The sequence below is a fragment of the Bradyrhizobium genosp. SA-3 genome (assembly GCF_004212635.1).
GTDB lineage: Bacteria > Pseudomonadota > Alphaproteobacteria > Rhizobiales > Xanthobacteraceae > Bradyrhizobium.
The window spans coordinates 29,067-55,020 of the sequence record NZ_PSRT01000038.1 but is presented as its reverse complement, the minus strand read 5'-3'; the positions used below and the strand labels follow the sequence as shown (position 1 = coordinate 55,020).

The 25,954-nt window shown below is 58.6% G+C and carries 18 protein-coding genes and 2 pseudogenes; 17 read left to right on the top strand and 3 right to left on the bottom strand.

Features of this window, described 5'->3' with window-relative positions; translation table 11 throughout:
* The first annotated feature begins 1,268 nt into the window (after window positions 1-1,268).
* From CWO91_RS15435 to CWO91_RS15350, 15 genes and pseudogenes are all read left to right on the top strand, one after another.
* A complete protein-coding gene (locus tag CWO91_RS15435; protein ID WP_130214198.1) occupies window positions 1,269-2,738 on the top strand; it encodes an acetyl-CoA carboxylase biotin carboxylase subunit in 1,470 nt (489 codons plus the stop codon).
* Window position 2,739: 1 nt separating this feature from the next.
* A complete protein-coding gene (locus tag CWO91_RS42960; protein ID WP_165405479.1) occupies window positions 2,740-3,243 on the top strand; it encodes an acetyl-CoA carboxylase biotin carboxyl carrier protein subunit in 504 nt (167 codons plus the stop codon).
* Window position 3,244: 1 nt separating this feature from the next.
* Window positions 3,245-4,852 carry an acyl-CoA carboxylase subunit beta gene (locus CWO91_RS15420; RefSeq protein ID WP_165405478.1) on the top strand — a complete coding sequence of 536 codons (1,608 nt, stop codon included), beginning with the start codon at window positions 3,245-3,247 and terminating at the stop codon, window positions 4,850-4,852.
* Between the two features lie 581 nt (window positions 4,853-5,433).
* Complete coding sequence (gene trpD / locus CWO91_RS15415; RefSeq protein ID WP_130214195.1) at window positions 5,434-6,447, top strand: anthranilate phosphoribosyltransferase; 1,014 nt, start codon at window positions 5,434-5,436, stop codon at window positions 6,445-6,447.
* A gap of 251 nt (window positions 6,448-6,698) precedes the next feature.
* The gene (locus CWO91_RS15410; RefSeq protein ID WP_091886436.1) at window positions 6,699-6,884 is read left to right on the top strand and encodes a hypothetical protein; all 186 of its coding nucleotides are present in this window, start codon (window positions 6,699-6,701) and stop codon (window positions 6,882-6,884) included.
* Window positions 6,885-7,314: 430 nt separating this feature from the next.
* Window positions 7,315-7,839 (top strand): flavin reductase family protein, encoded by a 525-nt coding sequence (locus tag CWO91_RS15405; RefSeq protein ID WP_245471266.1) that lies wholly within the window; start codon window positions 7,315-7,317, stop codon window positions 7,837-7,839.
* A 496-nt stretch (window positions 7,840-8,335) separates the two neighbouring features.
* On the top strand, window positions 8,336-9,460 hold the full coding sequence (locus CWO91_RS15400; protein ID WP_130214194.1) for a M20 family metallopeptidase: 1,125 nt from the start codon (window positions 8,336-8,338) through the stop codon (window positions 9,458-9,460).
* 993 nt (window positions 9,461-10,453) lie between these two features.
* On the top strand, window positions 10,454-10,717 hold the full coding sequence (locus tag CWO91_RS15395) for a hypothetical protein (protein ID WP_130214193.1): 264 nt from the start codon (window positions 10,454-10,456) through the stop codon (window positions 10,715-10,717).
* Window positions 10,718-10,876: 159 nt separating this feature from the next.
* Window positions 10,877-12,460: a class I adenylate-forming enzyme family protein gene (locus tag CWO91_RS15390; protein WP_165405485.1), complete on the top strand. Its 1,584-nt coding sequence runs from the start codon at window positions 10,877-10,879 to the stop codon at window positions 12,458-12,460.
* A gap of 115 nt (window positions 12,461-12,575) precedes the next feature.
* The gene (locus CWO91_RS15385) at window positions 12,576-13,892 is read left to right on the top strand and encodes a peptide ligase PGM1-related protein (protein ID WP_130214191.1); all 1,317 of its coding nucleotides are present in this window, start codon (window positions 12,576-12,578) and stop codon (window positions 13,890-13,892) included.
* A gap of 2,565 nt (window positions 13,893-16,457) precedes the next feature.
* On the top strand, window positions 16,458-17,609 hold the full coding sequence (locus CWO91_RS15370) for a TlpA disulfide reductase family protein (protein WP_165405484.1): 1,152 nt from the start codon (window positions 16,458-16,460) through the stop codon (window positions 17,607-17,609).
* A 538-nt stretch (window positions 17,610-18,147) separates the two neighbouring features.
* Window positions 18,148-18,222: pseudogene (locus CWO91_RS44285) on the top strand (energy-coupling factor ABC transporter permease); the annotation flags it as partial.
* A 54-nt stretch (window positions 18,223-18,276) separates the two neighbouring features.
* Window positions 18,277-18,474, top strand: a complete 198-nt coding sequence (locus CWO91_RS15360) for a hypothetical protein (protein WP_130214190.1) — start codon at window positions 18,277-18,279, stop codon at window positions 18,472-18,474.
* A 747-nt stretch (window positions 18,475-19,221) separates the two neighbouring features.
* Window positions 19,222-19,494 (top strand): hypothetical protein, encoded by a 273-nt coding sequence (locus CWO91_RS44280; RefSeq protein WP_245471265.1) that lies wholly within the window; start codon window positions 19,222-19,224, stop codon window positions 19,492-19,494.
* 237 nt (window positions 19,495-19,731) lie between these two features.
* A complete protein-coding gene (locus tag CWO91_RS15350) occupies window positions 19,732-19,935 on the top strand; it encodes a helix-turn-helix domain-containing protein (protein ID WP_130214189.1) in 204 nt (67 codons plus the stop codon).
* Between the two features lie 34 nt (window positions 19,936-19,969).
* Here CWO91_RS15350 and CWO91_RS15345 read toward each other — a convergent pair whose 3' ends face one another.
* From CWO91_RS15345 to CWO91_RS43720, 3 genes are all read right to left on the bottom strand, one after another.
* Window positions 19,970-20,560 (bottom strand): Ulp1 family isopeptidase, encoded by a 591-nt coding sequence (locus CWO91_RS15345; protein WP_130214188.1) that lies wholly within the window; start codon window positions 20,558-20,560, stop codon window positions 19,970-19,972.
* A gap of 242 nt (window positions 20,561-20,802) precedes the next feature.
* Window positions 20,803-21,468 (bottom strand): 2OG-Fe(II) oxygenase, encoded by a 666-nt coding sequence (locus CWO91_RS15340; RefSeq protein WP_245471264.1) that lies wholly within the window; start codon window positions 21,466-21,468, stop codon window positions 20,803-20,805.
* The gene (locus CWO91_RS43720) at window positions 21,461-22,537 is read right to left on the bottom strand and encodes a GFA family protein (RefSeq protein WP_245471263.1); all 1,077 of its coding nucleotides are present in this window, start codon (window positions 22,535-22,537) and stop codon (window positions 21,461-21,463) included. The genes CWO91_RS15340 and CWO91_RS43720 overlap by 8 nt, the downstream gene beginning before the upstream one ends.
* 1,422 nt (window positions 22,538-23,959) lie before the next feature.
* On the opposite strand from CWO91_RS43720, the gene CWO91_RS15330 reads away from it, so the two are divergent.
* Window positions 23,960-25,285: a DUF3422 domain-containing protein gene (locus CWO91_RS15330; protein ID WP_130214186.1), complete on the top strand. Its 1,326-nt coding sequence runs from the start codon at window positions 23,960-23,962 to the stop codon at window positions 25,283-25,285.
* Window positions 25,286-25,507: 222 nt separating this feature from the next.
* Window positions 25,508-25,744 (top strand): annotated as a pseudogene (locus CWO91_RS15325) (glycine betaine ABC transporter substrate-binding protein); the annotation flags it as partial.
* Window positions 25,745-25,954 lie beyond the last annotated feature (210 nt).

The window sequence follows — 25,954 nt, the reverse complement described above, 5'->3', positions numbered from 1 at the left end:
ACGAAGAATGCACAGCCCCGACATTCCCAGACGATCGGACGCACGAAGGGGCTTGAATCGCACCTAGCGTCAGATTGTACGATCCTGGACAAGTGGGAACCACGTCTGACAATCCAGACGCTTCCTGACAGATCATGAGAATTGCGAATGTCTCAAACATCTAAACTCACCTGGCACGACTCAATCAGGACGACAAGATCTTCCAGATGCACTCTTGTCCGCGCTTCATCGGAGGCTGCTCCTGTCGCGGCTCAACGAAATCGCGCGTTTCAAGATCTGCACGGCAGGCGCTCCCATCACCGTAGCCTCACCGGAACGGACGCAAGACGAAGGCTCCATCCCAGATACCCCACCCGCCGTCTTCACATAAGGTGGAACACAGGCGCGATTACACCAAACATAGCCTCGACACGCGCCATCATGGTTCGCTCTGCACGATCGCATGCATCATCAACAATGGCTTGAGTGCACCTGGCTTTTGCCTGCTCTCTCTGCGTCGCGATAGCTTTGCCCGGCCCCTTCGACCCGGCGTCGCAGGCATGCACCGACCGCACAATCACCGGAAGCTCCAAAATCATCACTTGCTGGGCCAGCTTAGCCGCCAGTGCTTCCCTTCTTCGCGGGGGGTCCGCCACTACGGCGGGTCTCGTTTCTGTCGTGCCGGACAGATGACCAGCACCGTACAGCAGGACCGCAAAAGCGGGAGAACGAGCCTGCGGGCACCGTACTTAAACAGTTCCGGCCTGTTTCCCGGTTGACAGGCCATGTTGCGCTTCGCGCAGGAACAACAATACCGCAGACCCACCGAGTTGAAGGAATATCATGACTCAAAATCAACGCACTCAGTTGGCTTCGCGCCTCAAGATCTACCACTGCGCCATCGCTCTTGCCCTCGCAATGACAGCTGTAATCCCGGGGCCGGTCAACGCGCGCGACCAAACGCCGACCGCAGAAGAGAAAGAGGCTTGCACTCAGGACGTGTTCCGCCTTTGTAGCAACCACATACCAGATCGCACCGCTATCACTGCCTGCCTCAGATCCAAGCAAGCGAGCCTCAGTCAGCAATGTCGCTACGTGATCTCCGTGCGAGACACTGACAAGAGAAGCAGCGACTCGAGGTGAAGGATGTGGCGGCCTGTTTCGCTTGCCTTATGCCCAGACGTGGTCCCAGCCTGACCTGCAGGATGGTCACGCGAGGTCAGATGACGAGCATGGCCGCCCACAATTAACGGACGCTCTGGTTCAATCGCGCTTGTCCGGATAGGCGAATGCACAAATTACCCTTCGATACAGTTCTGATCGCCAATAGGGGTGAGATAGCCGTACGTATCATCAAAACGTTGCACAAGCTTGGACTTCGTTCTGCAATTGCCTACCACGAGGTCGACGCGGGAAGCCCGGCCGTCTCAATGGCCGACTTGGCTATTCCGATCAGCGGCCGCACGCCGATCGCAAGCTATCTGGACATCGCGCAGATCATCGCTGCCGCCCACAAGGCGAACGCCGGCGCGCTACATCCGGGTTATGGAATGCTTTCTGAGAGTGCGGAATTCGCCAGGGCAGTGATAAAGGCCGGCATTGCGTTCATCGGACCCGCTCCAGAAACTATCGAGCTAATGGGCGACAAGATCCGCGCCCGTAATTTCGTTCAAGGCAACGGCTTTCCAGTCGCACCCTGCGCCATCGAGGAAGATGATCCGGCGACATTCGTTTCGAGAGCGCGGGCTATTGGAGTTCCTTTGCTCGTGAAGCCATCAGGGGGCGGTGGCGGCAAGGGAATGCGGATTGTACGAGACCTTGCTACGTTGGAGGCAGCCATCGAGCAGGCGAGCAGTGAAGCGCGTCGCTACTTTGGAGATGGCCGACTTTATGTTGAACGATATATCGAAAGCCCGCGACATATTGAAGTGCAGGTGCTCGGCGACTCCTTCGGTAACCTGGTCCATCTCTTCGAGCGCGAATGTTCGGTGCAGCGCCGGTTCCAGAAGATCATCGAGGAAACGCCCTCGCCAGCGCTATCACCAGAATTGCGGACCCGGATTTGCGAGACCGCCGTCGGCATCGCCCGTGCAGCGAACTATCAGAATGCAGGAACGGTCGAGTTCATTTTCAGCGGCGGAGAGTTCTACTTTCTGGAAATGAATACACGCCTTCAGGTCGAACATCCGGTGACCGAGATGATCACCGGCGTCGATCTGATCGCCGAACAAGTCTATGCGGCAGCGGGTCGCGAACTTGCACTTTCGCAGTCCGACATTGTTTCAAATGGGCACGCAATCGAACTCAGGCTTTGCGCGGAAGCTCCCGAACGCGGATACGTCCCGACCACCGGCAAAGTACTTCTTCTCGAGTATCCGGATGGCGTACGGATCGACAGCGGCATCATGCAAGGCCAGCACATCACGCCGGCGTTCGATTCCATGCTCGCCAAGATCATCGTGCATTCACCGAGCCGCATAGAGGCCGCTCTGAAAGCCCATCGCGCGGTTCGCGAACTGGTTCTACTTGGGTGCGAGACCAACGCGAGCTTGCTCGCCCGGATTCTTTGCGACGAGGCATTTCTCGGCGGTCAGTTCCATACGGGATACCTGGAAGAAAACCCACATCTCGCAATGGGGACCTTTTCTGCCGGGATGTCTGCGTTCCTGGCATCTGCGGCTCTCCTGACGAGACCGGTCCGCGAAGCGGCCGACGCCGTGCCCGAGCTTCACGCAGCACTCGGCAGTTGGAGAAATTGACGTGCATCACTCATTCGAGGTCGACGGCGTAGATCATGAATTGTGGCTTTCATCCAGCCAGCAGGGCTACCGGCTTCATCTGCGAGACCAGGTGATTACCCCTGTCGCGTTCACCCATCGCAGCGACAGCAGCGGCATCTTGACCATTGCGGGCGAGAGCGAACCGGTCAGGTTCGCCATCGAGGGGGAGCTCATTCACCTCCACATCCGCGGCAGGACGCGCATTTTGCGCTACAATGACCCGTTGCGAGCGTCCGCTTCCGGGAATAACGAGACTCACGCGCTGGTGGCCCGGGCGCCGATGCCTGGCTTTGTTGTTGCGATCACAGTTTCGCCTGGTCAATCGGTCTCGGCGGGAATGGCGCTGATGATGATTGAAAGCATGAAGCTGGAAACGATCATACGCTCACCACAGGATGGCATCGTCGATCGAATTCACGTCAAGGAAGGTGAGAGCTTCGAGCACGACGTTGTGCTGGTCACGCTCTCCAAAGAAGGGCGCTGAAATGCAGCGGATCGGTTCCGTGGCGAACGTGAACTCGCAGGAATTTCGTCGCAACGACCTGCACAACAGACAACTTGCCGCCGAATTGAAGGAGCGCCAACGCGTTGCCCGCTTCCACCGGCCCGAGCGGGACTTCGAGCGGCTGCGTCGACAGAATAAACTGTTTGTTCGTGAGCGACTCGCGGCCTTGCTCGATCCGGAAACTCCGTTCCTGGAGCTTTCGACGCTGGCGGCTAACAAGGCATACGACGGCGAGGTGCCCGGCGCCGCCCAGGTCGTCGGCATCGGCATTGTGGCGGGACGAGAGGTTATTGTTCACGCCGACGATGCCAGCGTGAAGAGCGGCGCATGGTATCCGCTCTCGGTCAAGAAGATCGTGCGGGCCCTGGATATAGCCATCGAAAACCGTCTGCCGGTGGTTCACCTGTGCGACTGCGCCGGCGGATTCCTGCCTTTGCAGGCGGAATTCTTTGCTGATCGCTACCATGCTGGTCGAATTCTCCGCAATCAATCCGTTCTCTCGAAGATGGGGGTGCCGCAGGTCGCCATCGTCATGGGCCACTGCACCGCGGCAGGGGCCTACGTCCCGGCGCTTAGTGAATACAACATTATCGTCGAAGGTACTGGAGCGATTTTTCTCGGCGGCCCTCCGGTTGTGAAGGCTGCCACCGGCGAACAAGTGTCCGCCGAAGAACTTGGCGGTGCCCTCATGCACACCAGCGTGTCAGGCACCAGTGATTACTTCGCAAGCTCCGAGATCCACGCAATTGCGATTGCCCGCGACGTCGTTGCTCGCTTCCACCAACCAGCGAAGACCTCGATCGATCGAGTAGCCCCCGAGCCGCCCGCCTATAGTGCGTCCGAACTCTACGGGATCATTCCAAAGGACACGCGAGCGCAGTTCGACATGCGAGAGATCATCGCTCGTCTGGTCGATGGCAGCCGATTTCACGAATACCAGCCGCGCTATGCGACATCACTCGTGTGCGGCTTTGCGCGGCTTCATGGATATCACATCGGGATCCTTGCCAATAATGGCGTGCTGTTCGGCGACAGCGCGCTAAAGGGGGCTCATTTCATTCAGCTGTGCGACAAGAACCGGACGCCCCTGCTGTTCTTGCAGAACGTCACGGGCTTTATGGTTGGCCGCGAATATGAACGGCGTGGGATCACCAAGGACGGCGCCAAGCTGATCATGGCGGTGTCCGGAGCGTCCGTGCCGAAGTTTACGATCATTTGTAATAGCTCGCACGGCGCAGGAACTTACGCTATGTCGGGACGCGCGTTTGATCCTCGATTCGTTTTCAGCTGGCCGAATTCTCAGATATCTGCGATGGGCGCCGAGCAGGCCGCCGGAGTTCTCACCCACGTCAAGGCGAGACAATTGGCTCGCGCCGGAGGGCGCCTCTCGGACCAGGAATTGGCAGCCATTCGAGCGCCGATTCTTGAAGAATATCGCGAGCGGTCAAGTGCCTATTATGCGACCTCGGAAATCTGGGACGACGGCATTCTTGATCCTGTCGATACCAGAACTGCCCTCGCAATCGCATTGAGCGCTTCGCTCAATGCGCCGATCGACGCGCCGCAGTACGGCGTATTCCGACTGTAAGACAGGACCGAAAACGGCGAGTCACCGCCTCATGCGGGCGGATCCACGGGACGAGTCCATCGCTCTATGAGGGCTGTCCTGCGTACCTTCATTTACAATCAGGTCGGGATATTTTGTAGAGCCAGCTGAATCGGCCTCGATCTACTCAGCACCGATAGCCTCGAAGCAGGTAGAGGAAGCCGCTTCAACGCTCCACGATGCCGGCGCCGGAAAGCTAAAAGGCTTTGAAGGATGCGGTGATCCGGCCGGAACACCGCGGTAAAGAGGCCGCTGCGGACGCGGCAAGCGGGCGCGAGACAGTGCCATCGGTCCTGGCGTCAAGCAACTGCCGTGCTCTAACTGGCCAGCGATCTCCTCTCGATGGCACCACCGAAATGGAGAGCTTGACCCTCACGTAGCGTCAGGTTGTAGCCTCGCCAAGGGTGCCCCACACTCAACCGACTGCAGCCTCAAGCATCAATGAGACCATGGCGCGTTGCGGATGGGACGGGCAGCTGCATCAAGGCAACCGGTGCCAGGTCTCAACGATGCCTGGTTGAACGGAAGAGCCCTAGGTTTGGACAAGGAATGTGTAAAGTTCGATGGAAGCGCTTAAATCGATCATCGGCAAAGTTGCCACCGGCGCCACTCTGACGCGTGAGGAAACTGCGTCAGCCTTCGACAGCCTGATGTCGGGTTACGCGACTCCCTCGCAAATCGGTGGCTTGTTGATGGGGATGCGGGTCCGGGGCGAGACGGTCGAAGAAGTCACCGGCGCCGCCTCCGCGATACGGAATAGAATGCCGCGGATCGAGGCGGCATGCGACCCTATCGGTATCGCTGGCATGAGCGACACCCTTATGTATTCGGTCAACGTGTCGACGTGTGCTTCCTTCGTTGTCGCCGGGGCGGGCATTCCTGTCGCCAAGCATGCCAATCGCGCTGCGTCTTCGGGTTCAAGCGCCGCGGACTTGTTGACGCGCCTCGGCGTGAAGGTCGATCTCAAACCTGAGGCCATTGCACGTTGTGTGCAGGAAGCCGACATCGGCTTCATGTTTACGTCAGCCCATTATCCGGCGAGGCAGCGCGTCGGGCAGATCCGAAGCGCACTTGGAACCCACACGATCTTTAATCTGATCGAGGCTCTGTGCAATCCGGCCGGGGTCAAGCGGCAGATCGTTGGGGTATTCTCTCCCGAATGGGTGCAGCCTCTGGCGTACGTCTTGAAGAACCTTGGTGCCGAGTCGGTATGGGTTGTTCATGGCTCGGACGGGCTCGACGAAATAACCCTCACCGGTCCAACCTTTGTTGCTGCGCTTGAGGCGGGTATAATCCGCACCTTCGAAGTGACGCCGGAAGAAGCCGGGCTCCCCCGCTGCCACAACGACGCGCTGGAGAGCAGCGATGCCGAGGCTAATGCCGTTGCGCTGCAAAATGTGCTTGATGGCGTACCAGGTCGATTTCGCGACGCCGCGCTTTTGAACGCGGCGGCGGCATTGGTCGTGGCCGGGCGGGCCTCGACCCTGCAGGAGGCCGTAGCACTTGGACAAGAATCACTTGATCGCGGCGCCGCAGCCGCTCGACTGAAGCGCCTGATCGCGGTTTCGAACGCGTGACAACCGAGCTGGCCGATGTTCCAGTATTCCGACCAAGACTGCTGCTCACGAGCGCGACAACATTGCGGCCGCGAATGCGCGTCATGGGATTTGAGGGAGCGTGCGCCGCCTGCCCTCGTCCTGATCAAAGCAATTCGCGCTGAGCACGCGGCCCGAGATCCAACTTTTTTAACGACGAGAGCCTGTTGCAGCCGGGGTTGCCGAGGTGAGGACCCGCGACCAAGCGCGCTGCGCGCCAAAGGAGACAATCGATGATGTCCTGGCAGAAGATTGAAACACTCGGATCTGTTGCAATGATAGAACACATCATTCGGAAGTTTCGGGAATTGATCGATACAGATAGCTCGATCCCCCCGGAGCTGCGGGGTGCGCTGCACGCGACGCTCGATGAGCATCTTCTCGAGGCAAAAAAACGTGTTCTCCTAAACGTGCATTAGGTGGGTCGATGCCGTCTACGCGGAGAAACTCTGGCAGGCGCGCGCCGGTACCGCAATCGGCATCATCCCGTCCGCACGGGGGTCCAGCGAGGTTCCAGCCCAGCTGGTCGGATCGCGACCACGACTCCATGTGCACTGGCGCGTTGCTGGCCGCTCAGCGCGGTTTTCTGCTTGAAGAGGCCCTGTTGAAACGCGTGGCGGCGGCAATTCTCAGTTCTGCCGCTGCGATCGCCGATCCGGCGTAACGCGCCGAGATACTGCACGTCCGTCCGGTCATGATTGTAGCTGATGCAGAGGACATCCGGTCTCAATCTGAGCTTACTCGTCACGCATTTCCGACACCGGGTACCCCGTGACAGGCCCAATAGGGATCAAAGTCGTCTCTCGCTGTGGAGACACTAGAAGTGGGGTACAACTCCAGAGGCAGATCATGAGCCACCAGTTCTCTCCTGCGATTCGGGATATGCCGTCTATCCAACCGACAGAGTTCCGCCAGGCCATGCGAAGTCTGGCGAGCGGTGTCGCCATCGTGACGACCGGAACGGCAGCCGGACGACGTGGACTGACGGTGAGTTCTGTGACGTCCATCTGCATGGAGCCCCCGTGCTTGGTCGTTGGCATCAATGCCCGCTCCGAGGCACATGATGAGATCCTTGCCAGCGGCAGCTTTGGAGTCAGTCTTCTCCGCAGTGACCAGGAGGACCTTGCCCTGCGTTTTGGCGGTCGGGAGGTGGCGAAAGGCGCTCACCGCTTCGATACCGCGCCCTGGAATCAGGGCGTCCTCGATGTACCGCTATTGCCAAACGCATTTTGCGCGCTCGAATGCGTTTTGTATGACCACAAGGTGCTTGGCACACATACCATCTTTATCGGACGAATTATCGCGACCCGCGAAGGCCATGGCAATCCATTGATCAACTTCCGGGGCGCCCTTCGAACCTTACTGCTTGACTGAGTGCGTCGGGAGAGCAGAACGGTGGATGGCCTCAATCCCGGTCGCTTTCGAACAATCGCCCGGGCTGCGACTGGTTTCACAGATTAGAGCTCGTATTGAAGGCCTCTCAGCTCCGGCGATTTCGGCGCTTCGCCGGTCGTGCTATGCTGGCGCTGGTCGGCTACCTCCCGCGTCGAGACGCGTGCGGGTCATCTGGTCAGGACAATGCGTTTTGCGCGGAGTTCTGATCAGAACAATTACAGCTTACCAGAACGGCCAACTTCAGTACGGCGTCCTTGGGGCTGCATAATCCCGTCGAAAACTACCAACTTTGGCAGCTCAGTTATAATCGACAGGCGCGTAGGTTGCCGCAGCAAGATCGGCTCCAGACGCACGCCCTGGGTCACAACGGTTGGCGAATCTCTAGATCCTCGGGCTCGCTTCTGATGTGAGTACATGGGTGATGTCATGATTTTGCGGAAGCGATGACAATCGAATTCAAAGGCGTCAGACAACTATGTCCAGCAACGCGTTCGAAATCGCCCCGATTCTCGAGGGCATTCGCCGCTGGGTCGTGATCGAATCTCCGACGGAGCGGCCGGATCAGATCAACAAACTGGCTGATCTCGTCGCAGCAGGCTATCGCGACCTGCCGGCCAGCGTCGAGCGCGTTGCGGGGCGTGACGGCTGCGGCGATCATTTGGTCACCCGCTCTTCTTGGGGGCAGGGCGTACCGGGCATTCTGGTGTTGAGCCATCTCGACACCGTTCATCCGATGGGATCCATCGAACGGCTACCCTTCAAGATCGACCGCGATAGTGCGTTCGGCCCCGGCATCTACGACATGAAGGGCGGCGCCTACCTCGCCTATCACGCATTCCGGCAAATCTGCGCCGATGACGTACGCCCACCGCTCGGCATCACCCAGCTCTACGTCTCGGACGAAGAGATCGGCAGCCCGACCTCGCGCGCGCTGATCGAGACCGAGGGCCGCAAGGCCAAATACGTGCTGGTGACCGAGCCGGCGCGCGACGGCGGCAAGGTCATCACGGGGCGCAAGGGCGTCGCGCGCTTCGACGTATTCATCAAGGGGGCGCCCGCGCATGCCGGCACGCGCCCCGAGGACGGCCGCAGCGCGATCCGGGAACTCGGCCATGTGATCCAGACGCTGGAGGCGATGAACGATCTCACACGCGGCATCACCGTCAATGTCGGCTTCGTCCGCGGCGGCACCAGGCCAAACGTGATCGCGGAACTGGCCTATGCGCAAGTCGACATGCGTGTCCCGACCATGGCCCATGCTGACGAGCTGGTGCCGAAGATTCTCGGCATCAGCTCGCGCACCGAGGGCGTCAGCGTGAAGGTATTAGGCAAATTGAACCGTCCGCCATATGAGAAGACCAGCGCCGGTGCCGCGCTTTACGAACACGCCAAAAAGCTTGCCGCCGAGCTTGGCTTCGAGCTGCTCGACGCGTTCAGCGGCGGCGGCTCCGATAGCAATTTCACCGCGCCGCATACCGCGACCCTTGACGGCCTTGGCGTCGACGGCAAGGGCGCGCATACGCATTATGAGCAACTCTACATCTCGTCGATTGAACCTCGCGCGCGGCTGCTGTACCGCCTCTATCAGACGCTGCGATAATCCCGGCGCCAAGCGAAGTCAGCGACCGCGACGTGCGTTGGATGACGGCCGCCGGAACATTCGCGGGATCGTTCCTCGCCCGCCCCCAAGGGCTACAGGCTGCGCCCCCGTCCAGGCCGACCTGATCGAAAACTATCGGTCGGATGCCGCATTTGGCATTCCAGGGGCAGCCGTCGGATAGAAGTGACTGAGCAATTCAATGACCACGCAGCGGAGGTCAGGCGCGCAATCGGCTGCAAAGGCAGCGAGCACTTGGTCGCGAAAGAGCGAGCGTTTCCGACAATGGGCTCATCGGCAGCGACCCTGATCTCAAGGAGATGACGAACTTTCTTAACGCAAATCGCAGCGCTGAATGCGTGCGACACCAGACCGGCCGGCGGCCCGTTTCCGACAGCCTGAGAGCTTGGCTACGTTCACACAGGCTGCCCAAAAGGGCTTGAATCGGACGTAACGTTAAGTTGTACGGTCTTGTTGGATCTTGGTCTGCCGCCGGGATTGTGAAGGATTGTGAATGTCTCAGCTGGTCAGATCCACGCCCCGATGGTCGGTCATGATCCTCATCTCCGGTGGCGGGTCGGCCGGAAGGGCTATGCAGCGAGTCCCGATTGCGGCGCGATGGCTCGCACGTAGCTTTGAATGGTTCGCCATTCCGGACCCGAGACTATGTGGCTGTCCTGGGCCGGGCCACCAGAGAGCCGATGAGGTCAGATTTGATCGACGTCGACCTCCATCCGACGCCCCTAAGCTGCTTCCCGAATCTGAAACAAGCCCCTCCTCTGGCGCGACACCGCGCCAAAATCAGTTCGCCGAACCGGCTTTCCGCTCTGTTCAAACTGCTTTCCTGTGGCTGGCAAGGCATTTCCATCGCGCAAAGGTGCGACAGACGGCGGGCCTCAGAACGGCGCAGGTTTTCAAAGAGCCTGAGCTGCAAGTGTCGCTCCGCGCGACCAGCGCGGCATCGGAAGATATTGCTTGGCATTCTGGAGCAGCAAGTTGAAAGAGCCCGACGGTGTCAAGAAGGTCCTTTTAATCGACCATATTGAAGGCCAATGCCGTTGCATCATCGGCTTCAAAGATGGAGATGCCAGAGCGGCCTATATGTGCGGCGAGCCTGTATATCAAAGACGCGGCAAGACACTGTCTTCGTGGTGTGCCTATCACTACCGACAGATGCACACGACCGCCGCCCAGCAGAACAGAGTGAGTGATCAATCGCCCGAGATCCCTCAAGCAATATCCATTGTTCGCAACTCATGACAACCATCAAGAACCGGGCTCAGCCAAGGCCGTGTGATCATAGCCTGTACAAAGGTCAACCGAAGCATGTGATCGGGGCCTCGCCGAGCAATTCCGGGTTGCGGCTGAAGCGCATCGGGACAAACCTACCGTGCGGGCCTGAGGCACATGGATGACAAGTTGGATCTCTGCACACTGATCGAGCGAAACGCTGCGTACACTCCCAACAAAACCGCGATCCATTTCGAAGGGCAGACTCTCAGCTACGTCAGCCTCAATCGACGGATCGAGCGGATCGCTCGCGCCTTCAAGAGCCAGCTCGGCGTCCAAAGGGGAGACCGGATCGCGATCCTCAGCCTCAACAGGCCTGATTATCTGGCGCTGCTCTATGCCTGCGCGAGGCTCGGCGCAATCCTCGTACCATTGAATTGTCGCCTTGCGGCCGCCGAGCACCTTTTCATCTTGTCAGACTCGGGGGCAAAAGCGCTCGTTCTCGAGGAGTGCTTCGACGCAGCTTTGCCTGTCCTGACGAAGCAAGTGCCCCATGCCTCCCCTGTCGGGTTGGACTTTACGCCTCTCGGCGGCAGCAAGTTGGACGATCTCCTGGACGGAGACTGTGGTGACGGACGCAATCCACGTGCGGACCTCTCTTGCCCGCTTCTGATCGTCTACACTTCGGGCACCACAGGGCGACCGAAAGGCGCCGTGCTGCGTCAGGAAGCGTTGCTGTGGAACGGCATCATGAGTCAGCACATGCATGACCTCACCTCGGCCGATCACGCGCTGGCTGTTTTGCCGTTCTTCCACGTCGGTGGCTTGAACATCCAGACAACGCCGAGTTTGCATCAGGGCGCGACGGTGACTATCCACACCCGCTTTACGCCGGAGACCATGCTTGATGCGTTCGAGCGTGACCGGCCGACGCTGGCAGCCCTGGTGCCAGCCATGATGCAAGCCCTGACGAGCAATGGTCGATGGGACAGCACCGACCTATCCTGGCTCAGAGCAATCTGTACCGGATCGACGATGGTGCCTCAGCACCTTGTCGAGCGCTTTGTCGCTCGCGGCGTGCCAGTCCTGCAGGTTTACGGTTCGACGGAGACCTGCCCGATCGCTGTGTATACGAAGCTCGGCGGAGAGCTCGTGCCTGAGGGCTCAAGCGGCCAGGCAGGTCTGTGCTGCGAAGCGGCGATCATCGATGATTCGGGCAGCAACTTGCCGCCCGGTACCCCAGGCGAGATCGCAATCCGTGGGCCCAACGTTTTTTGCGGATATTGGGGCAATCAACAGGCAACGCGTGAGGCTTTGAGCAATGGTTGGTATCGCACTGGGGACATTGGCCGCTGCGACGCAGATGGATATTTTTGGGTCCACGACCGCAAGAAAAACCTGATCATTTCGGGCGGAGAGAATGTCTATCCGGCAGAAGTAGAGCGTGTGCTTACGGGCCATCCTGATGTCGTGGAATGCGCCGTGGTCGGTCGACCCGATCCGCGCTGGGAAGAAGTACCGGTCGCTTATGTGATCAGGCGACCTGGGGCCCGGATCGAGGCGGAAGCGCTGATAGCGCATGTCCAGTCACAGCTCGCCCGTTTTAAGGTGCCGCGCGAAATCATTTTCACACAAGAACTACCGAAAACCGCGTTGGGCAAGATCCAGCATTTTTTGCTGAAGGAAATCGCTACGCGGTCAAGCCCGAAAGGAGCCATCAATGAGATCGGCAGATTGGAGGCGGGCCGTGCTCTCCCGCTACATCGCAGGTGACGTCGAGACGGCGCCAAATCAACCTTCGCTCAGTGCCTCACCACGGCGCAACAAGTTCACCATTGTTGGCATGACGATCCCTGCCTGATCGCGTCCAAATGCCCGGAGGTCGCGGATGCCGCGGATCTTGATCCTGAATGCCGGCACGGCTCAAATGTCGGGCGCTGATCTGACACCAGCTCAACTTTCGCTGGCCGCCAACTCGGCATACCGTTCAGCGTGGTTTGCTCAGGAGGGCGACCTGATAGTCTCCCCGGTAGTCATCCCGGCGGATCTGCTATCCTTCATTGGCGCGACGCTCGATTTCGACGCATCGAGCCTTTGTCTGCTTGTACCTGAAGGCGGCCGCCAATCGCCGGTCCTTGATGATTGCACACTGCTGTCCAAGACTGTTGTTGAGCGAATCAACAGACATATTCGCCAGAAATCAACCTGGCGATTGTATCCCTGCTACTCTACTGAAGGCGTCGCACGCTTGGCGGCCATGCTGGGCATACCGCAGACCGGCGACGACTTCGCTCTGCAGCGAGGGCCTGATCTGTTGAACCGCAAGAGCCACTTCCGTCAATTGGCGACAAGCGTCGCACTTCCGCTGCCCAATGGATCTGTCACGACGGACTCAAACGAACTATTCAGAGCGGTCGCTTCCCTCAGATCCAAGACCGGCAGCGTCATTGTAAAGCTGGACAATGGAGCCGGTGGAGTCGGAAATGTCATCCTGACCGGCAATGAAAGCGATCCACTTCCTGGGGCAAGAGATACCCGGCAAATTTCATGGCCGTCGTTTGATCCTGACGCGCTTTGGTCTGAGATGACAACAGAATCGTGTAAGACGCTGGTCGTGGAATCGTACCACTTGGCGGGGTCTTTGTTCTATCTCGAGTATGAAATCGAGGATGATGGTTCAATTGTTTTCATGAACAGTGGAAACATACGTCTGCGTAAAAGCACGGATCGATCCGAAAGAGCTCTGATCTGGACAGGACTTGAGCTTCCAAGCGACCTCGGGAACGAGCAATGGTTGACTGCCCAGGCGCATGCCTACCGATTTGTGGCGCTTGCGCGAGACCTGGGATATCGCGGAATGATCAACATTGACGCCATTTTCGCGGATGACGGACGGTTGCTGTTTAATGAAGCGAACGGCCGCTGGGGTGGCGGCTCGGTATTACACAGCATTGCCGTCCGGTTGCTGGGCTTCGACTATTCCGGTTGCAACGTTATTTTATCCGCGAGGAATGTTCGATCACGATCCCTCCAAACAGCGCATGATCGTTTCGTCAAGGAAGGATTTCTGTTCGACCGCACACGCAAGGAGGGCGTGATTCCGCTTGCCGCCGACGAAGAGGCTGGCACGGTGGAGTGCCTTGTGATTGCGCGCGATAGGCCCGCGGCCCGCGATCTGCAGCACCGGCTACTGAGAATGGTTTGATTGAGATCCCAGCGACCATATCTTCAACCGGTCAATTCATCCGAACTTGACCCTGCTTTCGGTCGCGCGCCCAAACCGGTAGCTGACGACGTGACGTGAATGTCTGCTTCGTCTTGCTCGAGCTCTGTCAGCCCCAATCGCGGCCATCCTTAAGTCGCTCCTGAAGTCGGCCACGATCGGTATCGTCGTGCGCCCGGCGATTGCTCGCAGCATATCCAGATGCTCTGCCATCGCGATCAGGCTCATGTCAGTTCGAACCGGAGGCCCACAGCCCATCGAAACCGGCTTCCTCCGCGAGGATCGCTGAAACCGGGCTATGAGCTGGCATAATGTGGACAAGATCGCTTTCGGCCATCCGGGCGCGCTGGCGTTTGGCATGGGACATCGGAAGTCTTTCAAGATAGGGCGGCAAGCGGTGATGATCCGATCGCAGGCGCGGGTGAGATCCTCAAGCGAGGAAGCATGGGAGATGCGAATGTAGGGCGAGGCCAGGAAGCCGCCGGGGCCACTACAGGGATCCAAACGCATCGAGAAGATATGAACATGGCTGTCAGTCTCTGTCACCTTGCCGCCCGGCGTGCGTTTGCCGATCAAACCGGCGCAGGAGGAAAAAACGTAAAATGCGCCGCGTAAGGGGCGCGTGGGGCGCGATGGTCCTTCCGCCTGGTTCAGCTTAGCGACCACGAGCTCGCGGCGTTGCGGAAACGCGCGCGAATTGCCTCAGATGAACCCCGGACGCCAGACAGCGCCTCGACAGCTGCATATTGCGCGATCGAGCGCCTGTGGGAAAAGATTCGACTCTGGACGAGATTGATGGCTTGACCAGAGTCAAGGGTCCTGTGTCATACAGAACGCACCAACCAGTCATTGCGTCGGCCTCCGAACCGCCGTTGCCCCGGTATCGAGACTTGCAAAGTTCGCGTTGAACACGACCTGCTTCGCGCCGCAAAGGACCGTGGTCTGATCGATACTGGAATCGAGCCCGTGATCGCGACTGAAGTCCGCGGACTGCCCCGCGCAGCTGCCTGCTCCCCGCGAGTGCATTTCGTCGGCCCGTCGCGGATTGCGCAGATGCCGGCCTCGCAGGCAGCAAGTGAAGTTTCGAAATCGGATTCGCCCTGACCGAGTGTGATCACGTCCGCGCCTTGTTCGGCGGCTCGCGCCGTGGTGGCCTCGGCTTCGGAGGGACGGACAAGGCCTTGAGCCGTTCTGCAACGAGAGACAATGGGAGCACCTGAAGTTTGACGCAGGATCGTTGACGGCTTCCACTCGTTGGCAAAGTGCGAACCGAACGGACATTCGTGTTTGTTAAATGAAATGATGGCAAGTTGCGATGCCTTGCGTCGCATCGCCGAAGACGACGGCGCGTTTCGCGGCCGCGCTTCATCAGCGGAGCAATATGCTAGGCGCTTTGTGCGTTAGGTGCCGCGCAGACGTGTGAATTCTCTTGTCCAAATCGAAACGATCAACAGGACTCGAAGCGCTTTCCGGCTCACGAGGAAGAAATTGCGCGGCGCTCCTTAAGAAAGCAGCGCCAAGGCTCGCTCGCTGCGGCCCGTCCGTTGTCAAGCGACCTCGGCGACGCTGCTTAGGGCCACACTGTTTAGCTCCGCAGTACCGCGGTTATCGCATATTGCAGGGGCCGCCATCTGCCCATTTCGATACCTGTCATCCAGCTGTAGCACGATGGGTCTTGAAGGTCCGCAGCTTGCGCAAAGAGTCGAGGAAGTGATGCGCGCCGCTAGCGGGTGGGTCCAGCCGGCCTCCTGGTCAGAAACCTGGAGGTGAACGCCTGTATAAGCCTTAGCTCCATCGAGGCGATCGGCGGCATCTGTTTCGATACGAGGGCCAACGGTTTTCGAAGTCGATAGGGGCGTCAGGTACCCCTGGTACACGCGGCTGGAGAGCAAACTAATCGAAGTACCATTTTTGATGCAGGGACCGCTTGGCGTGATGGCGAGCACTGACAGTTTCAAAGCCTCCCCGATCCGCGGCACCGTCTGCAGTGCTCCGCGAATGGTTCCATCGTCATCGACCAGAACACGTGTCCCCGGTCCACGGGCTTTGGCTCGTTCGAGTCCGATCTACATCGTCGCTCGCCTCTAATCCTGTCTGCTAGCACATCTGAGTTTTCTGGCGACGCGAAGTGCGCAATTCTTGTTCAAAGTCCGACAGCGGCACAAAGCCCGTCGGATTCAAAGCACTGGTCGCCGTGAAGTGCCGTTGAGCTATTCATGCGCAATTGGGCACTTAATGCGCGCAGACGATGCTGGCACGGACGTTGCTACTAGGGTGTAGCAGTACTGAAAGTGCTGAGCGCACCCAGAGGCGAGACGAGCGATGCTATCCTTTCTTGAACCGATGTGGCCCGCTTGTGAGAGGAAGAGCTTGTTGCTTGCGAATTTGTGTGTCGTCGCGCTTAGCGCGGCGACACCGACATTCGCTGCGGATCTCGTTCGGCAGCCCGTCTACACCAAGGCACCACCCCTCTCGGTCGCGGTCGCGATCGGAGATCAGCTAGCACAAAACGTCGCGCAACCTCTGACAATAATTTTGGAGAGTAACATGGCGCTGCGCTTAGAATCCCCAGCTCCCCCGATCAAGGTGGAGAATTGGCTGCGTGGTCAGCCCCTCACGAGCTTCCAGCCCGGGAAAGTGTACATCGTCGAATTTTGGGCAACTTGGTGCGCACCCTGTCTGGCGGCGCTGTCCGATCTGGTACAGCTGCAAGAGAAATACAGAGATAGCGGAGTTGAGGTCCTCGGAATAGCAGCTCGTGAGCGCGCTCAAACAGCGGAAGAGGCCCGAAGCAAGTTGGACGCATGGTTGACCGAAAAGTTGCCGAATCTCAACTATCGGGTCGGGTTCGACTACACACGCGAAATGGATAGACTTTGGATGGATTCCAGCTTTTCTGTTGGGATTCCCACCTCGTTCGTCGTCGACCGTGACGGCCACATCGCCTTTATCGGTTCCCCGATGCAACTCGATGACGCTTTGCCGAAGATTCTGACCGGCAGCTGGCGCATCAGCGATGAAGCGAAAGCCGCCGATGCAGAGCGGATCGCCGAGGGCGAACGCACAATGCCGATCTTCGCCAAACTGACGCCGGCGATGAAGGCGCAGGATTGGGCGAAGGCGCTTTCGGTGGTCGAAGAAGCCGTCGCTGTTCTGCCGGATGACGTGAACTTCCGCGTGCTCCATGCGGATCTGTTGCTTCACAAAATGCACGACTTGCAGGCCGGCCTGCCGGTGATGCGCCAATTGGTTCGTGACGCGATCAGCAAAAAATCCGAGCTGTGGATGGTCGGGGCGATGCGCCAACTCTTTGATCCGGCGAATGACAACTCTCATTTGCCGCAGGCCGAGCGCTTTGCGATGGGCAATGAGTTATCCGAACACATTCTGGCAGTGAATCCTCCGCAACGCGGCGAGGCCCCTAAGTTCCGGTCCTATCCGGCGGTCGCTCAGTACTATTACGAGAGCGGCAACAAGGATCGCGCAATCGAGTTGATCGAGGTGACGCTGAAGTCGCTGCACGGCCCCGCAGCTATCCCGGACAAACTGAAACAGCAGGTTACATCGGTATTGGTCCAAACGTTGGCCAACTACAAGGCTCAGAAGGCTTGCTATGGGTCTCTTTGTGCGACTCCGCAACCCGGCGTCTCGCAAAGTATCAAAGGGCAAGCGCCGGAGAGAAAAGATGAAAAAGGGTAACGATCTGAGCTGCTCACCGGTCAATTCGTCCATTTATCCGGTGGGCCAGCGGCAATTAGCGATCAGCGAGCACAGCGGTGGATCGTTTGTGGCACGTTGGAGGTTCGGACATGACCTCCGTCCGGATCGACGCGGAGGTGATCTTCCAGGTGAAGTCGCGGTGCGATCCCATAACGCAAAGTCTCTCGCGGTCATATGCTGAACACTTTCTTGCAAAATGCACCTTTGCGTACAGCCATGGCCGAGGCCGGAGCTAGGTGGTCATCCCCACGATCTGCAGAGGGGCAAATATGAGTGACGGCGATCCCGCATACCTGGCTTACACAAGCTCGGATCGCGCAAGGCTGAGCCGATGTCTCAGATCGATGCTCTCAGCCCGAGGAGCCCGCAAAGCGTGAGGCGCTTCAGCTAAGCGCTTACGCGAAGAGCGGGTGAAATGGGTAGAAGATTTCGCCCGCACCCCCCAGACTCCGGGCATTTATCGCATCCCTCGGACGGCGCGGCATTGGGCACATAGGGTCTGGATCGAACGGCGGCCGGGGTCTCCGAGGTACACTTCATCCTCGGCTCGACGTTGTTCCTGTTGTTCGGCGCGGCGCCAGCAGCGGCTGGCTCGCGCTCGGCCTCCTGCTGCTCCTCGTGACTGGCGTATCGTGCGGAGGGCCAGATGATGAGCTTCTACAAGAAGCTCGGCCTGCAGTTCGTGATCGGGGCGCCATTCGAGAAGCGCGTCGCGGTGCTGGAGCACATGGACACGATCGTGGAGGTGAAAGAAAGCGCCTTCCGATGCTTCAATCAAAATCTGCGACGCCGTCACACAGGCGAGCCAGGAAGGCCTGCTACCTTGCGCTCAAGCTCACGCTGAGCATGTAGCCGAGTGCGTATCCTGAGACGAGTACGACGCCGCCGACCGCTATCGGCACGAACATCAGCAGGAGTGTTGTCTATGCCCGCCGGTTGAGGCGATCAACTTCGCGATTAACGAAAGGGCTTCTCCTAGGAAAATGCCCCTACTGCGACAATCTTCAACATTGAGCTCGTGGCCTAAGAGCGGAGGCTGAGTGGACACGCAACGCTAGAGCGGCATCGCTCTGCGCGGTCTTTCGGGACAGTCGCGATGGAGCATTCGACGCGCGACAGCTGGCAGGCCCGATGCTGAGCGATTTGATACGGCCGGAGACGATGGCGTTGGCTGCCCCTCGGAAAACGGCGTAGGCCCTGCCGGTGCGAGCCCAGATTGTCTTGGGCGCGGAGGTATTTCTGAAGGAGGTAGCAGCAAAGTTCGGATAGCCGCAACGACAGTGGCAAGTGGCGCAGGTGCTTTGTGCAGCAGTGGGATTGCGTGCGCGCACTTATCGGATAGGAGTCCTGTCAATTGTCACTACCAGATGTGGGCGTTTTGGAAGCAGTACTTCCATATAAGGTTACGGCAAGGTTGGATGCACATAGGCGAGTGCTCAACCAGCTTCAAAACGCGGAAAAGAATGCCATGGCGAACATCAGCTCCCAATGTATTGCAGATGCACGCCCGACAGCGAGCCATCACCGACCGAAACGCACTAAATGGAGAGCACTGGCCCCGAGACGTCGAGGTTTCCAGATGACACGTGGAATGAAGCCGATGGCGCGGATGGGTGTAGCAATAAAGCGCGCGCTCGCCATTTCCGATCTCGACCGGTGCTGCGCAATCTGGTGGCTCTACCGCCTCCATTTCGGAATCACCGGCAACGTGATGTTGGGCCTTACCGCGGTCACGGTCGCCCAGGAGAGATCCCGCTGCGCCATAGCTTTGGTGCAAATGAAAGATCTCGGCTCGCGAGCCGGGTGCTACGGCTCTTCACAGAGCATTCACCCCTTGCGGGAGGAACGCCTGGCCAAAGGGTGATATCCAGCTCACAGATGTTGAGCAAATATCGACTGCTACGGTTGTCGTAAATACTGCTGTTGCGTTTTCGACATATGTCGCAATCCCGTCGATAGGGCTGCAGTTGGATGGCAGTCTCCGGAGAAGTGAACCGGCAATCTCCCAAGATCTTGTCCTGCCGCGAGAGTTTGCGGTGCCACTGACTGGTATGGCATTTGCTGATCTCATTCCACGTGCTCTCGGCTCCAGGAGAAAGTCATGGCGGATGTGCAAGAGGTTGTGCTGTCGGAACGGGAAAGACTGTGCTTGCGATGGGCTGAGGAGGGGAAGTCATCCTGCGTCATCGGCGTCATCCTGAAAGTGAGCGAGAACACCGTCAATTTTCACGTCAAGAATGCGATGCGAAAGCTGGAAACGACCAGCCGTACCCAGTGCGTCGTCAAGGCACGACGTCTTATTTAGTAACTGCCGCGGTTCCGTTGCCGCTGATGCAGATCTAGCGAAATGTAAGGAGCAACTGTGGGTTGCTCCGGCGGAATGCGAAGCGAATTACGCGCCCGCAGCTGTATAGCCATAATACAGGCGCTGTGCCGGCCGATCGGCGATGAGGTGCTCGAGGTGCAGGCCGCTCGCCCTGCGCCAATCGTCCAATCAGCGCTCGCGTCGCGTCTACCACATAGACTCCGCAATCATGGCCGTTCTGCTGCCGGGCCATGCGGGCCGGTTGCAGACGGTAGCCCAGACGTGCTGCGAGCTGTTCTGCAACGGTGCTGTTGCGAGACCCGGCGGAGTCATAGTGATAGGCAACCGGCGCGGTGGGCACGCGCCGATCAACCAGCAGAAGCGACCAGTGGGCGCCGCCGCCACTAACGCCACCATCGTTAACAGGCACGAACAGGAAGTTGGTGGTATCGTTGCCATCCTGATCATTGACGATCTGCCGGAAGGTTTGTACGCGATCGCTCTGGCTCGGGATCAAGCGCAGGAGCTGCGCTTGCGAGGGTTGAAGGAACCGGGTCTGGACGGCGAGATCCGGATCTTTCCTCCGCAACTCTTCTTCCACGAGCGCGTAGTCGGCCGTGCCCATCGCGCACGCGCTGACACGCCTCCCGGTTCGGGGCCGCGACGATGACTTGCCACAACGACCCTGAGCAACCTCTGCTCGGATTACGCGTAGTGGCCTTTACAGACATCAAGGCTAGCCGTTCCTTCCGACCGGCATTGTGGCAGCCTTTTGCGAGTGACAGTCTGACCGCGACGTGGCCAAGCTACCAACCTCCCCTGACCCGTTACCTAATTCATTCGAAAACGCATTTCAGCCACCCCACCTCATAGCCCAGCGGTAGAGTTTTCGATGGTCCGGCGGTTCGCGCCGCTGCGTTTTGAACAGAAGTAGACCAGCGATCGGCGCTCCCCGGTCAGCACAGGCTTCACCTCATGCCGGAGCTTACATGTGGTGACAAGAACGGCGCCAAATGGCGGTCGGAATACCTGGTGTTCGTACCCGCTTGGATATACCACGAACTCACCCCCCTCGAAGTCTCTCGCGAGCTGCACAATCACCGAGTACTCGAAATCCGGGTCGCTCGCAGCATCCAGATGTATGCCAACAAAGGAACCAGGAGGCATCCGATGCATTTGGCATCGGCGAATCACGTAATCTGACGTGGCTCCCAAGATCTTTTTTAGCGCGAAGCTGCGGTCTTTCCTTTCAAGTAGTTCCATGATCTGCCCTGGAGCTGCACCACCCACGTTGCTAGGAGCGCGGCCGGGCGGGTCTACCCTCACCCGTTTGACAAAGACATTGTGCGAGTCGCCGGCATCTCCCTCCCTCACTTCTTCTTCGGGAATCTCAGCCTGCAGCTGATCGATCTTGGCCAAGTCATCTTGGGTGAACAATATCTGGGGGCCGATCACGACCGTCCCCTTCACCAACAGCTCTACGCGGTATTTTGTCAGAGCTTCTTCTGAAAGCAGACGGGATTTATCATTCATTGCGCGCGCCATTCGAGTTCACTCCAGGGTTTTGATCTTCGACGCAGGACTCCAGGTCCTGGTGCATCGAGCGGAAAGCTTGCTCCCAATGCTCGCCATCGAACTCGCTTATTCTTATGCCTTCGATGGTCCTTTTATCCAGGCATCGAACATTTACGCTGAATCCTGAGGGGTTCGACCGCGGCTTATAAAATGGCTTTACGCCACAAACCCGGCAAAACGTGTGCCGAGCGATGTTCTTGTTGAACTGGTACACCGTGAGGAATTCTTCGCCGCACTCAATGCCAAGCTTGTCGCCAGGTACGAGCAAGTGCAGAAATCCAGACATTTGGCAGATTGAGCAATTGCATCGAACTGCACAGAGCTCTCGCGGCGCTCGGACGTAGAACTTGACAGAACCACAATGACAACGGCCATGGTGTTCGATCTCCGAGTGACCATCTCCCTCACGTGAGACAATTCGGAGCAGATCGCGGCACCACTGTAAGCTGAGTCGATAGGCTCGATCGAATTCATCCAAAAAGCGACCATTACGGTCAGCCGGGACAAGTTTTTCAATCAGCCGGCTTGTCATTTCTCCATGATACTTCTCCGCGGGATCTTCTCCGCCGACATGGCTGCGGAAGTACTCAAGATCCTCGGACCGCGCCTTAAAGCTATTGACCAGAGTGGTCCATAGCGACTGGATCATGTCCGCAGCATGTAGCTCAAAAGCGACCATGTAGGCGCAACGCACTAAGGGATCTTTCGATGACAATCCGGCATAGAGAGAATGCAGGTAGCGCTGCGTCGTGGCGCTGTAGTTGGGCCGTATTGCTCTGCCGAGCAGTCGCGAAGCATCCTTTCTAAACAGGTTCGAGTGGAAGTTTTCAGTCAACAGAATATCGGGTAGCGCCGCCTTGCCGCCCTGGAGAATTCGGCCATGGCCACCCGTCTCATCCCAACAGATGAAATTTGCGACCACGCTGGTCAGTTCAATGTCCCTCGCAAGGTCCCGATTGTGATGCATTGCATCGAATATGAGATCCCTTTGCGACCCGGCCTGCAGGTACGGGAACGCCTGTGACATCGCCAGGTATTCAGGCAGGAGGCTAGCGACCTGGTCCTGGGACATCTCCGCAGCGAACGGGTGCGGGCCGAACAGGGCTCGCGCTTGCTCAGTCAAATACTCGCAGGATATCTGCGGAGGCTGATCGGGTGTAAATCGAGACGCTTGAGATATCATTTGGCCCCTGGCGATGAGGAGAGAACGATCCTTGACGAAGCAACTTCGTGTCCGGGCCAACTATTGGCCGCCGCGAGATCGGCGAGTTGTTGATGCGATGGGCTTATGATCGCGTTCACCATCCAGGCAAGTCGGATTCCGGTCCACGAGCAGTCCGATGCCGCGAATGCCCGGCACGGCCTGCATTCGCTTGCAGAGTCATGGTGAGATATTGCGCCGCGCACGCCATTCGGAAGGCTAACGTCACATGCGGGAGTGGCGTGTCTGGTCGCCCGGTCGCTTCCGGCTTTCGCGATCTGTCGTGAATGGATCACGCCCTCGCGGTTGCTGCTCCTGCCACTTCATCGAGCCGCTGTGAGCTTGGTACAGCATTACAAGAACCAATCCGCATCTACCGGGCTCTTGGCACGAGCGTCTCAAAGAGACCGCCCTTAGTTTTGCGCGTTCTGCGAGCACCGCCACCACCCTGTGTTCTTGCACGCTTATAGCAATCGCCGTGCCAACTCGTGCACTCACTCCATAAGATTCTGAATACGTTGACAAAACGCTGGCGACCGACTCCTCGATTGCAAGTGTATTGATCCTGACAGGGTTTGCACGGCCGTGAGAAACCGAACAGCGAAGAGCCAGCCGCCGAAGCTCCGTTTAGCGCAGATTACAGGCGAGAGTTCTCCTCACAGCCATCTCCAACTCGGCAGATGACTGCAATGCTGGATATGAAGACACTATAGAATGGCATGCCGCTCCGCGGCGGCACTGCATCGAGCGTCGTCTTGCACGGGACGCGCTCTAAGTAATCGCATTGTCCCGAAATCCGATTCCCGTCTGGCACGACACCTGCAAAGCTATCCACAAACGCGCATGCGTCATGGGATCGAGAAGAACAGTCGCCGCATGGTCAGGTTGGCCGAACATACGTTCGCTGCAGGCGCTGCGTTCACAGAACGGACGTATATGCATATTCGGCAAGGAACCGATCCCGACTGTGGAGCTGGCCGGCAAGGAGAGGTTCGCTTCTTTGGTGAGGCCAGGGCTTCACCGAGCAGCATGCGGCGGGTTATCGAGCGAAGAGCCCGTCGGTTTGATCGCTACTGGCGATGGCGCTCATCCAAACCGTGCCGATCGCCGCTTCTTGGCAGCGGCGCGTGGCGGAGTTGCTATCGGTCTCAAATCTGGGCGGACTGGCCTATGCGAGGAGTGCCGCCGCTATTGCCGCTTGCGGCAGCACTGATGGTTGTGAGTTGCTTCTGAAGCAAGGCGCTACATATGCTCGATAAACTCGATTTGAGTAAGTTCACGGTTCATCCGCAACGCGATGCCGTTCTCGCTGAAGTACACGCGCGCCCATTCACGCAACTCGTCGCACCGTTCAGTATGATCCACTTCGCATTTCTTGCGAAGGGCGAAGCGGCCGCAAGCGATCGCCACCGCTTCGTCGCATTTTGCCGGGAGCACGACGTTCCAGCGCCAGACCTCTCGGCGAAACATCATCAGATAGCCATCGAGCCCGTCGTGCTTCGCTGGGAACAGCATTCGGAATTTGCGACATTTACCTGGATATGGAGCACCGGCAATGGTCCAGCCGCTCGCCACTTCGATGACGCCCACGGTACCGTTCAATCCCTGATGCGCGCCTTACGGCAGGACGGGCAGTTACTAGTCGCGATCAAGCTGGATGTAGAGGGGCACACCTCCCCAGCGAGGCGAGCAGGACAGCTTTTCGACAAGAGCAGCCTGGCCATGGCGCGCGTAAAGGGAGGAGCAAGTGTTATGGCCTCCGATTTTCGCGTCGACGAAAACGGATTCACCAAAATACTCGTCTGCGACCTCGGAATGACGCCACACAATCTGGGCGCATTGGTGCAACGGCTCCTTGAAATTGAGACCTATCGTCCGTTGGCGCTACTTGGTCTATCAGCAGCTCTTGAGCTCGGCCCATTCGTCGATCGTATTGATCGACGTCTTATTGAGGTGCTCGAAGGGATGCAAGGCGCGGAGGGATTGAAACTCAACAGCCATCTGCTTGCCGAGCTGACCGCGCTGGCCGCCTCTTTCGAACGAGGCGCGACGGGGAGCCCGTTTCGCTTCGGCGCCAGCAGAGCTTATAACGACTTGGTCCAATCGCGACTGTCCATCATCGAAGGCAGCGAGATCGCGGGCTATCCGACCTGGTCGTCGTTCCTGGCGCGCCGCATGGCGCCGGCTATGCGAACCTGCGAGACGGTCGAGAATCGTCAGGTCGCTCTATCGGCCAAGCTGGCGCGTGCGGCAGATCTGTTGCGAACTCGTGTCGACGTCGAAATCGAGCGGCAGAATCGTGACCTGTTGCACGCTATCAACGAGCGCACGGGACAACAACTTCGGCTGCAGCGCACGGTCGAGGGATTGTCGGTCGCTGCGATAGGATATTATGTGGTTAGCTTGTTTGGCTACCTCGCCAAGGGCGCGCACGATGTGGGACTGCAAGTCGAGCCGTCGTACCTAACCGCAGCATGCGTGCCGATTGCAGTCTGCGCGGTCTGGCTGCTCAATTATAATATACGCAAGCGGCACCTCGATCGCAGCGATGAGCCGTCCGTGACCCGGGAGTAACGTTGATGGGCAAGACAGGGGTCTTTGTTCCATTATGCCGGCAAGTGGTACGAGGTTTGGTCAGCGAGAGATCGTGTCTTGTCGAGAGAGTCCGCGTTGAGCAAAGCCAGAGGACGCGGCCGCGGATTTTCATAGCGTGACCACGCGCCTGGAGGCCATAACTCCGAAGGCTTTCGGCGCGATCGACTTTGCAGCGCTGCATCATAAGCGTCATGGGCTTTCAGCGACGGACAGATCAAGAAATACGACCTGGTGACGCTGGCCGATCCCAAGCAGGCGATCCCGCCCTATGATGCGGTCCTGCTACTGGCGCCGCGGCGCGCGCATGATGCGGCGTTGCAGGCGGCACTGAAGCCGCCGCTTGGCGGGTTCGACGTCGCGCCGATGCGCGAAGCCATTTTGTGCGCCAGCGGCAGCGATGCGGACTCCTCGCTCTCCGCGGTGGCGCGTTGGCTGTAGCAGAAATCGGTGGACAGTAAGCTCAGTCCCAGGGTGCAAAATAGTCCGGGGACCGCACGGTGGATGCTGAGCAGTTGCCCTTGTTGCTGACCCGACCCGCTTACGTATTCACGCCCTGACCTCTTGCCGTTGAAACAGTACGTAGCCAGCAATGAAGAGCACGATGAGTTTCGCGACAATCAGGCCGACGGTCCGCGCCAGGCAATCACG

Excerpts from the sequence above, each read along its gene's own strand:
- CWO91_RS15435 (WP_130214198.1), top strand. The coding sequence starts at position 1,269 with ATGCACAAATTACCCTTCGATACAGTTCTGATCGCCAATAGGGGTGAG.
- CWO91_RS15420 (WP_165405478.1), top strand. The coding sequence starts at position 3,245 with ATGCAGCGGATCGGTTCCGTGGCGAACGTGAACTCGCAGGAATTTCGT.
- trpD (WP_130214195.1), top strand. The coding sequence starts at position 5,434 with ATGGAAGCGCTTAAATCGATCATCGGCAAAGTTGCCACCGGCGCCACT.
- CWO91_RS15410 (WP_091886436.1), top strand. The coding sequence starts at position 6,699 with ATGATGTCCTGGCAGAAGATTGAAACACTCGGATCTGTTGCAATGATA.
- CWO91_RS15405 (WP_245471266.1), top strand. The coding sequence starts at position 7,315 with ATGAGCCACCAGTTCTCTCCTGCGATTCGGGATATGCCGTCTATCCAA.
- CWO91_RS15400 (WP_130214194.1), top strand. The coding sequence starts at position 8,336 with ATGTCCAGCAACGCGTTCGAAATCGCCCCGATTCTCGAGGGCATTCGC.
- CWO91_RS15385 (WP_130214191.1), top strand. The coding sequence starts at position 12,576 with ATGCCGCGGATCTTGATCCTGAATGCCGGCACGGCTCAAATGTCGGGC.
- CWO91_RS15370 (WP_165405484.1), top strand. The coding sequence starts at position 16,458 with ATGGCGCTGCGCTTAGAATCCCCAGCTCCCCCGATCAAGGTGGAGAAT.
- CWO91_RS15360 (WP_130214190.1), top strand. The coding sequence starts at position 18,277 with ATGATGAGCTTCTACAAGAAGCTCGGCCTGCAGTTCGTGATCGGGGCG.
- CWO91_RS44280 (WP_245471265.1), top strand. The coding sequence starts at position 19,222 with ATGAAGCCGATGGCGCGGATGGGTGTAGCAATAAAGCGCGCGCTCGCC.
- CWO91_RS15350 (WP_130214189.1), top strand. The coding sequence starts at position 19,732 with ATGGCGGATGTGCAAGAGGTTGTGCTGTCGGAACGGGAAAGACTGTGC.
- CWO91_RS15345 (WP_130214188.1), bottom strand. The coding sequence starts at position 20,560 with ATGGGCACGGCCGACTACGCGCTCGTGGAAGAAGAGTTGCGGAGGAAA.
- CWO91_RS15340 (WP_245471264.1), bottom strand. The coding sequence starts at position 21,468 with ATGAATGATAAATCCCGTCTGCTTTCAGAAGAAGCTCTGACAAAATAC.
- CWO91_RS43720 (WP_245471263.1), bottom strand. The coding sequence starts at position 22,537 with ATGTCACAGGCGTTCCCGTACCTGCAGGCCGGGTCGCAAAGGGATCTC.
- CWO91_RS15330 (WP_130214186.1), top strand. The coding sequence starts at position 23,960 with ATGCTCGATAAACTCGATTTGAGTAAGTTCACGGTTCATCCGCAACGC.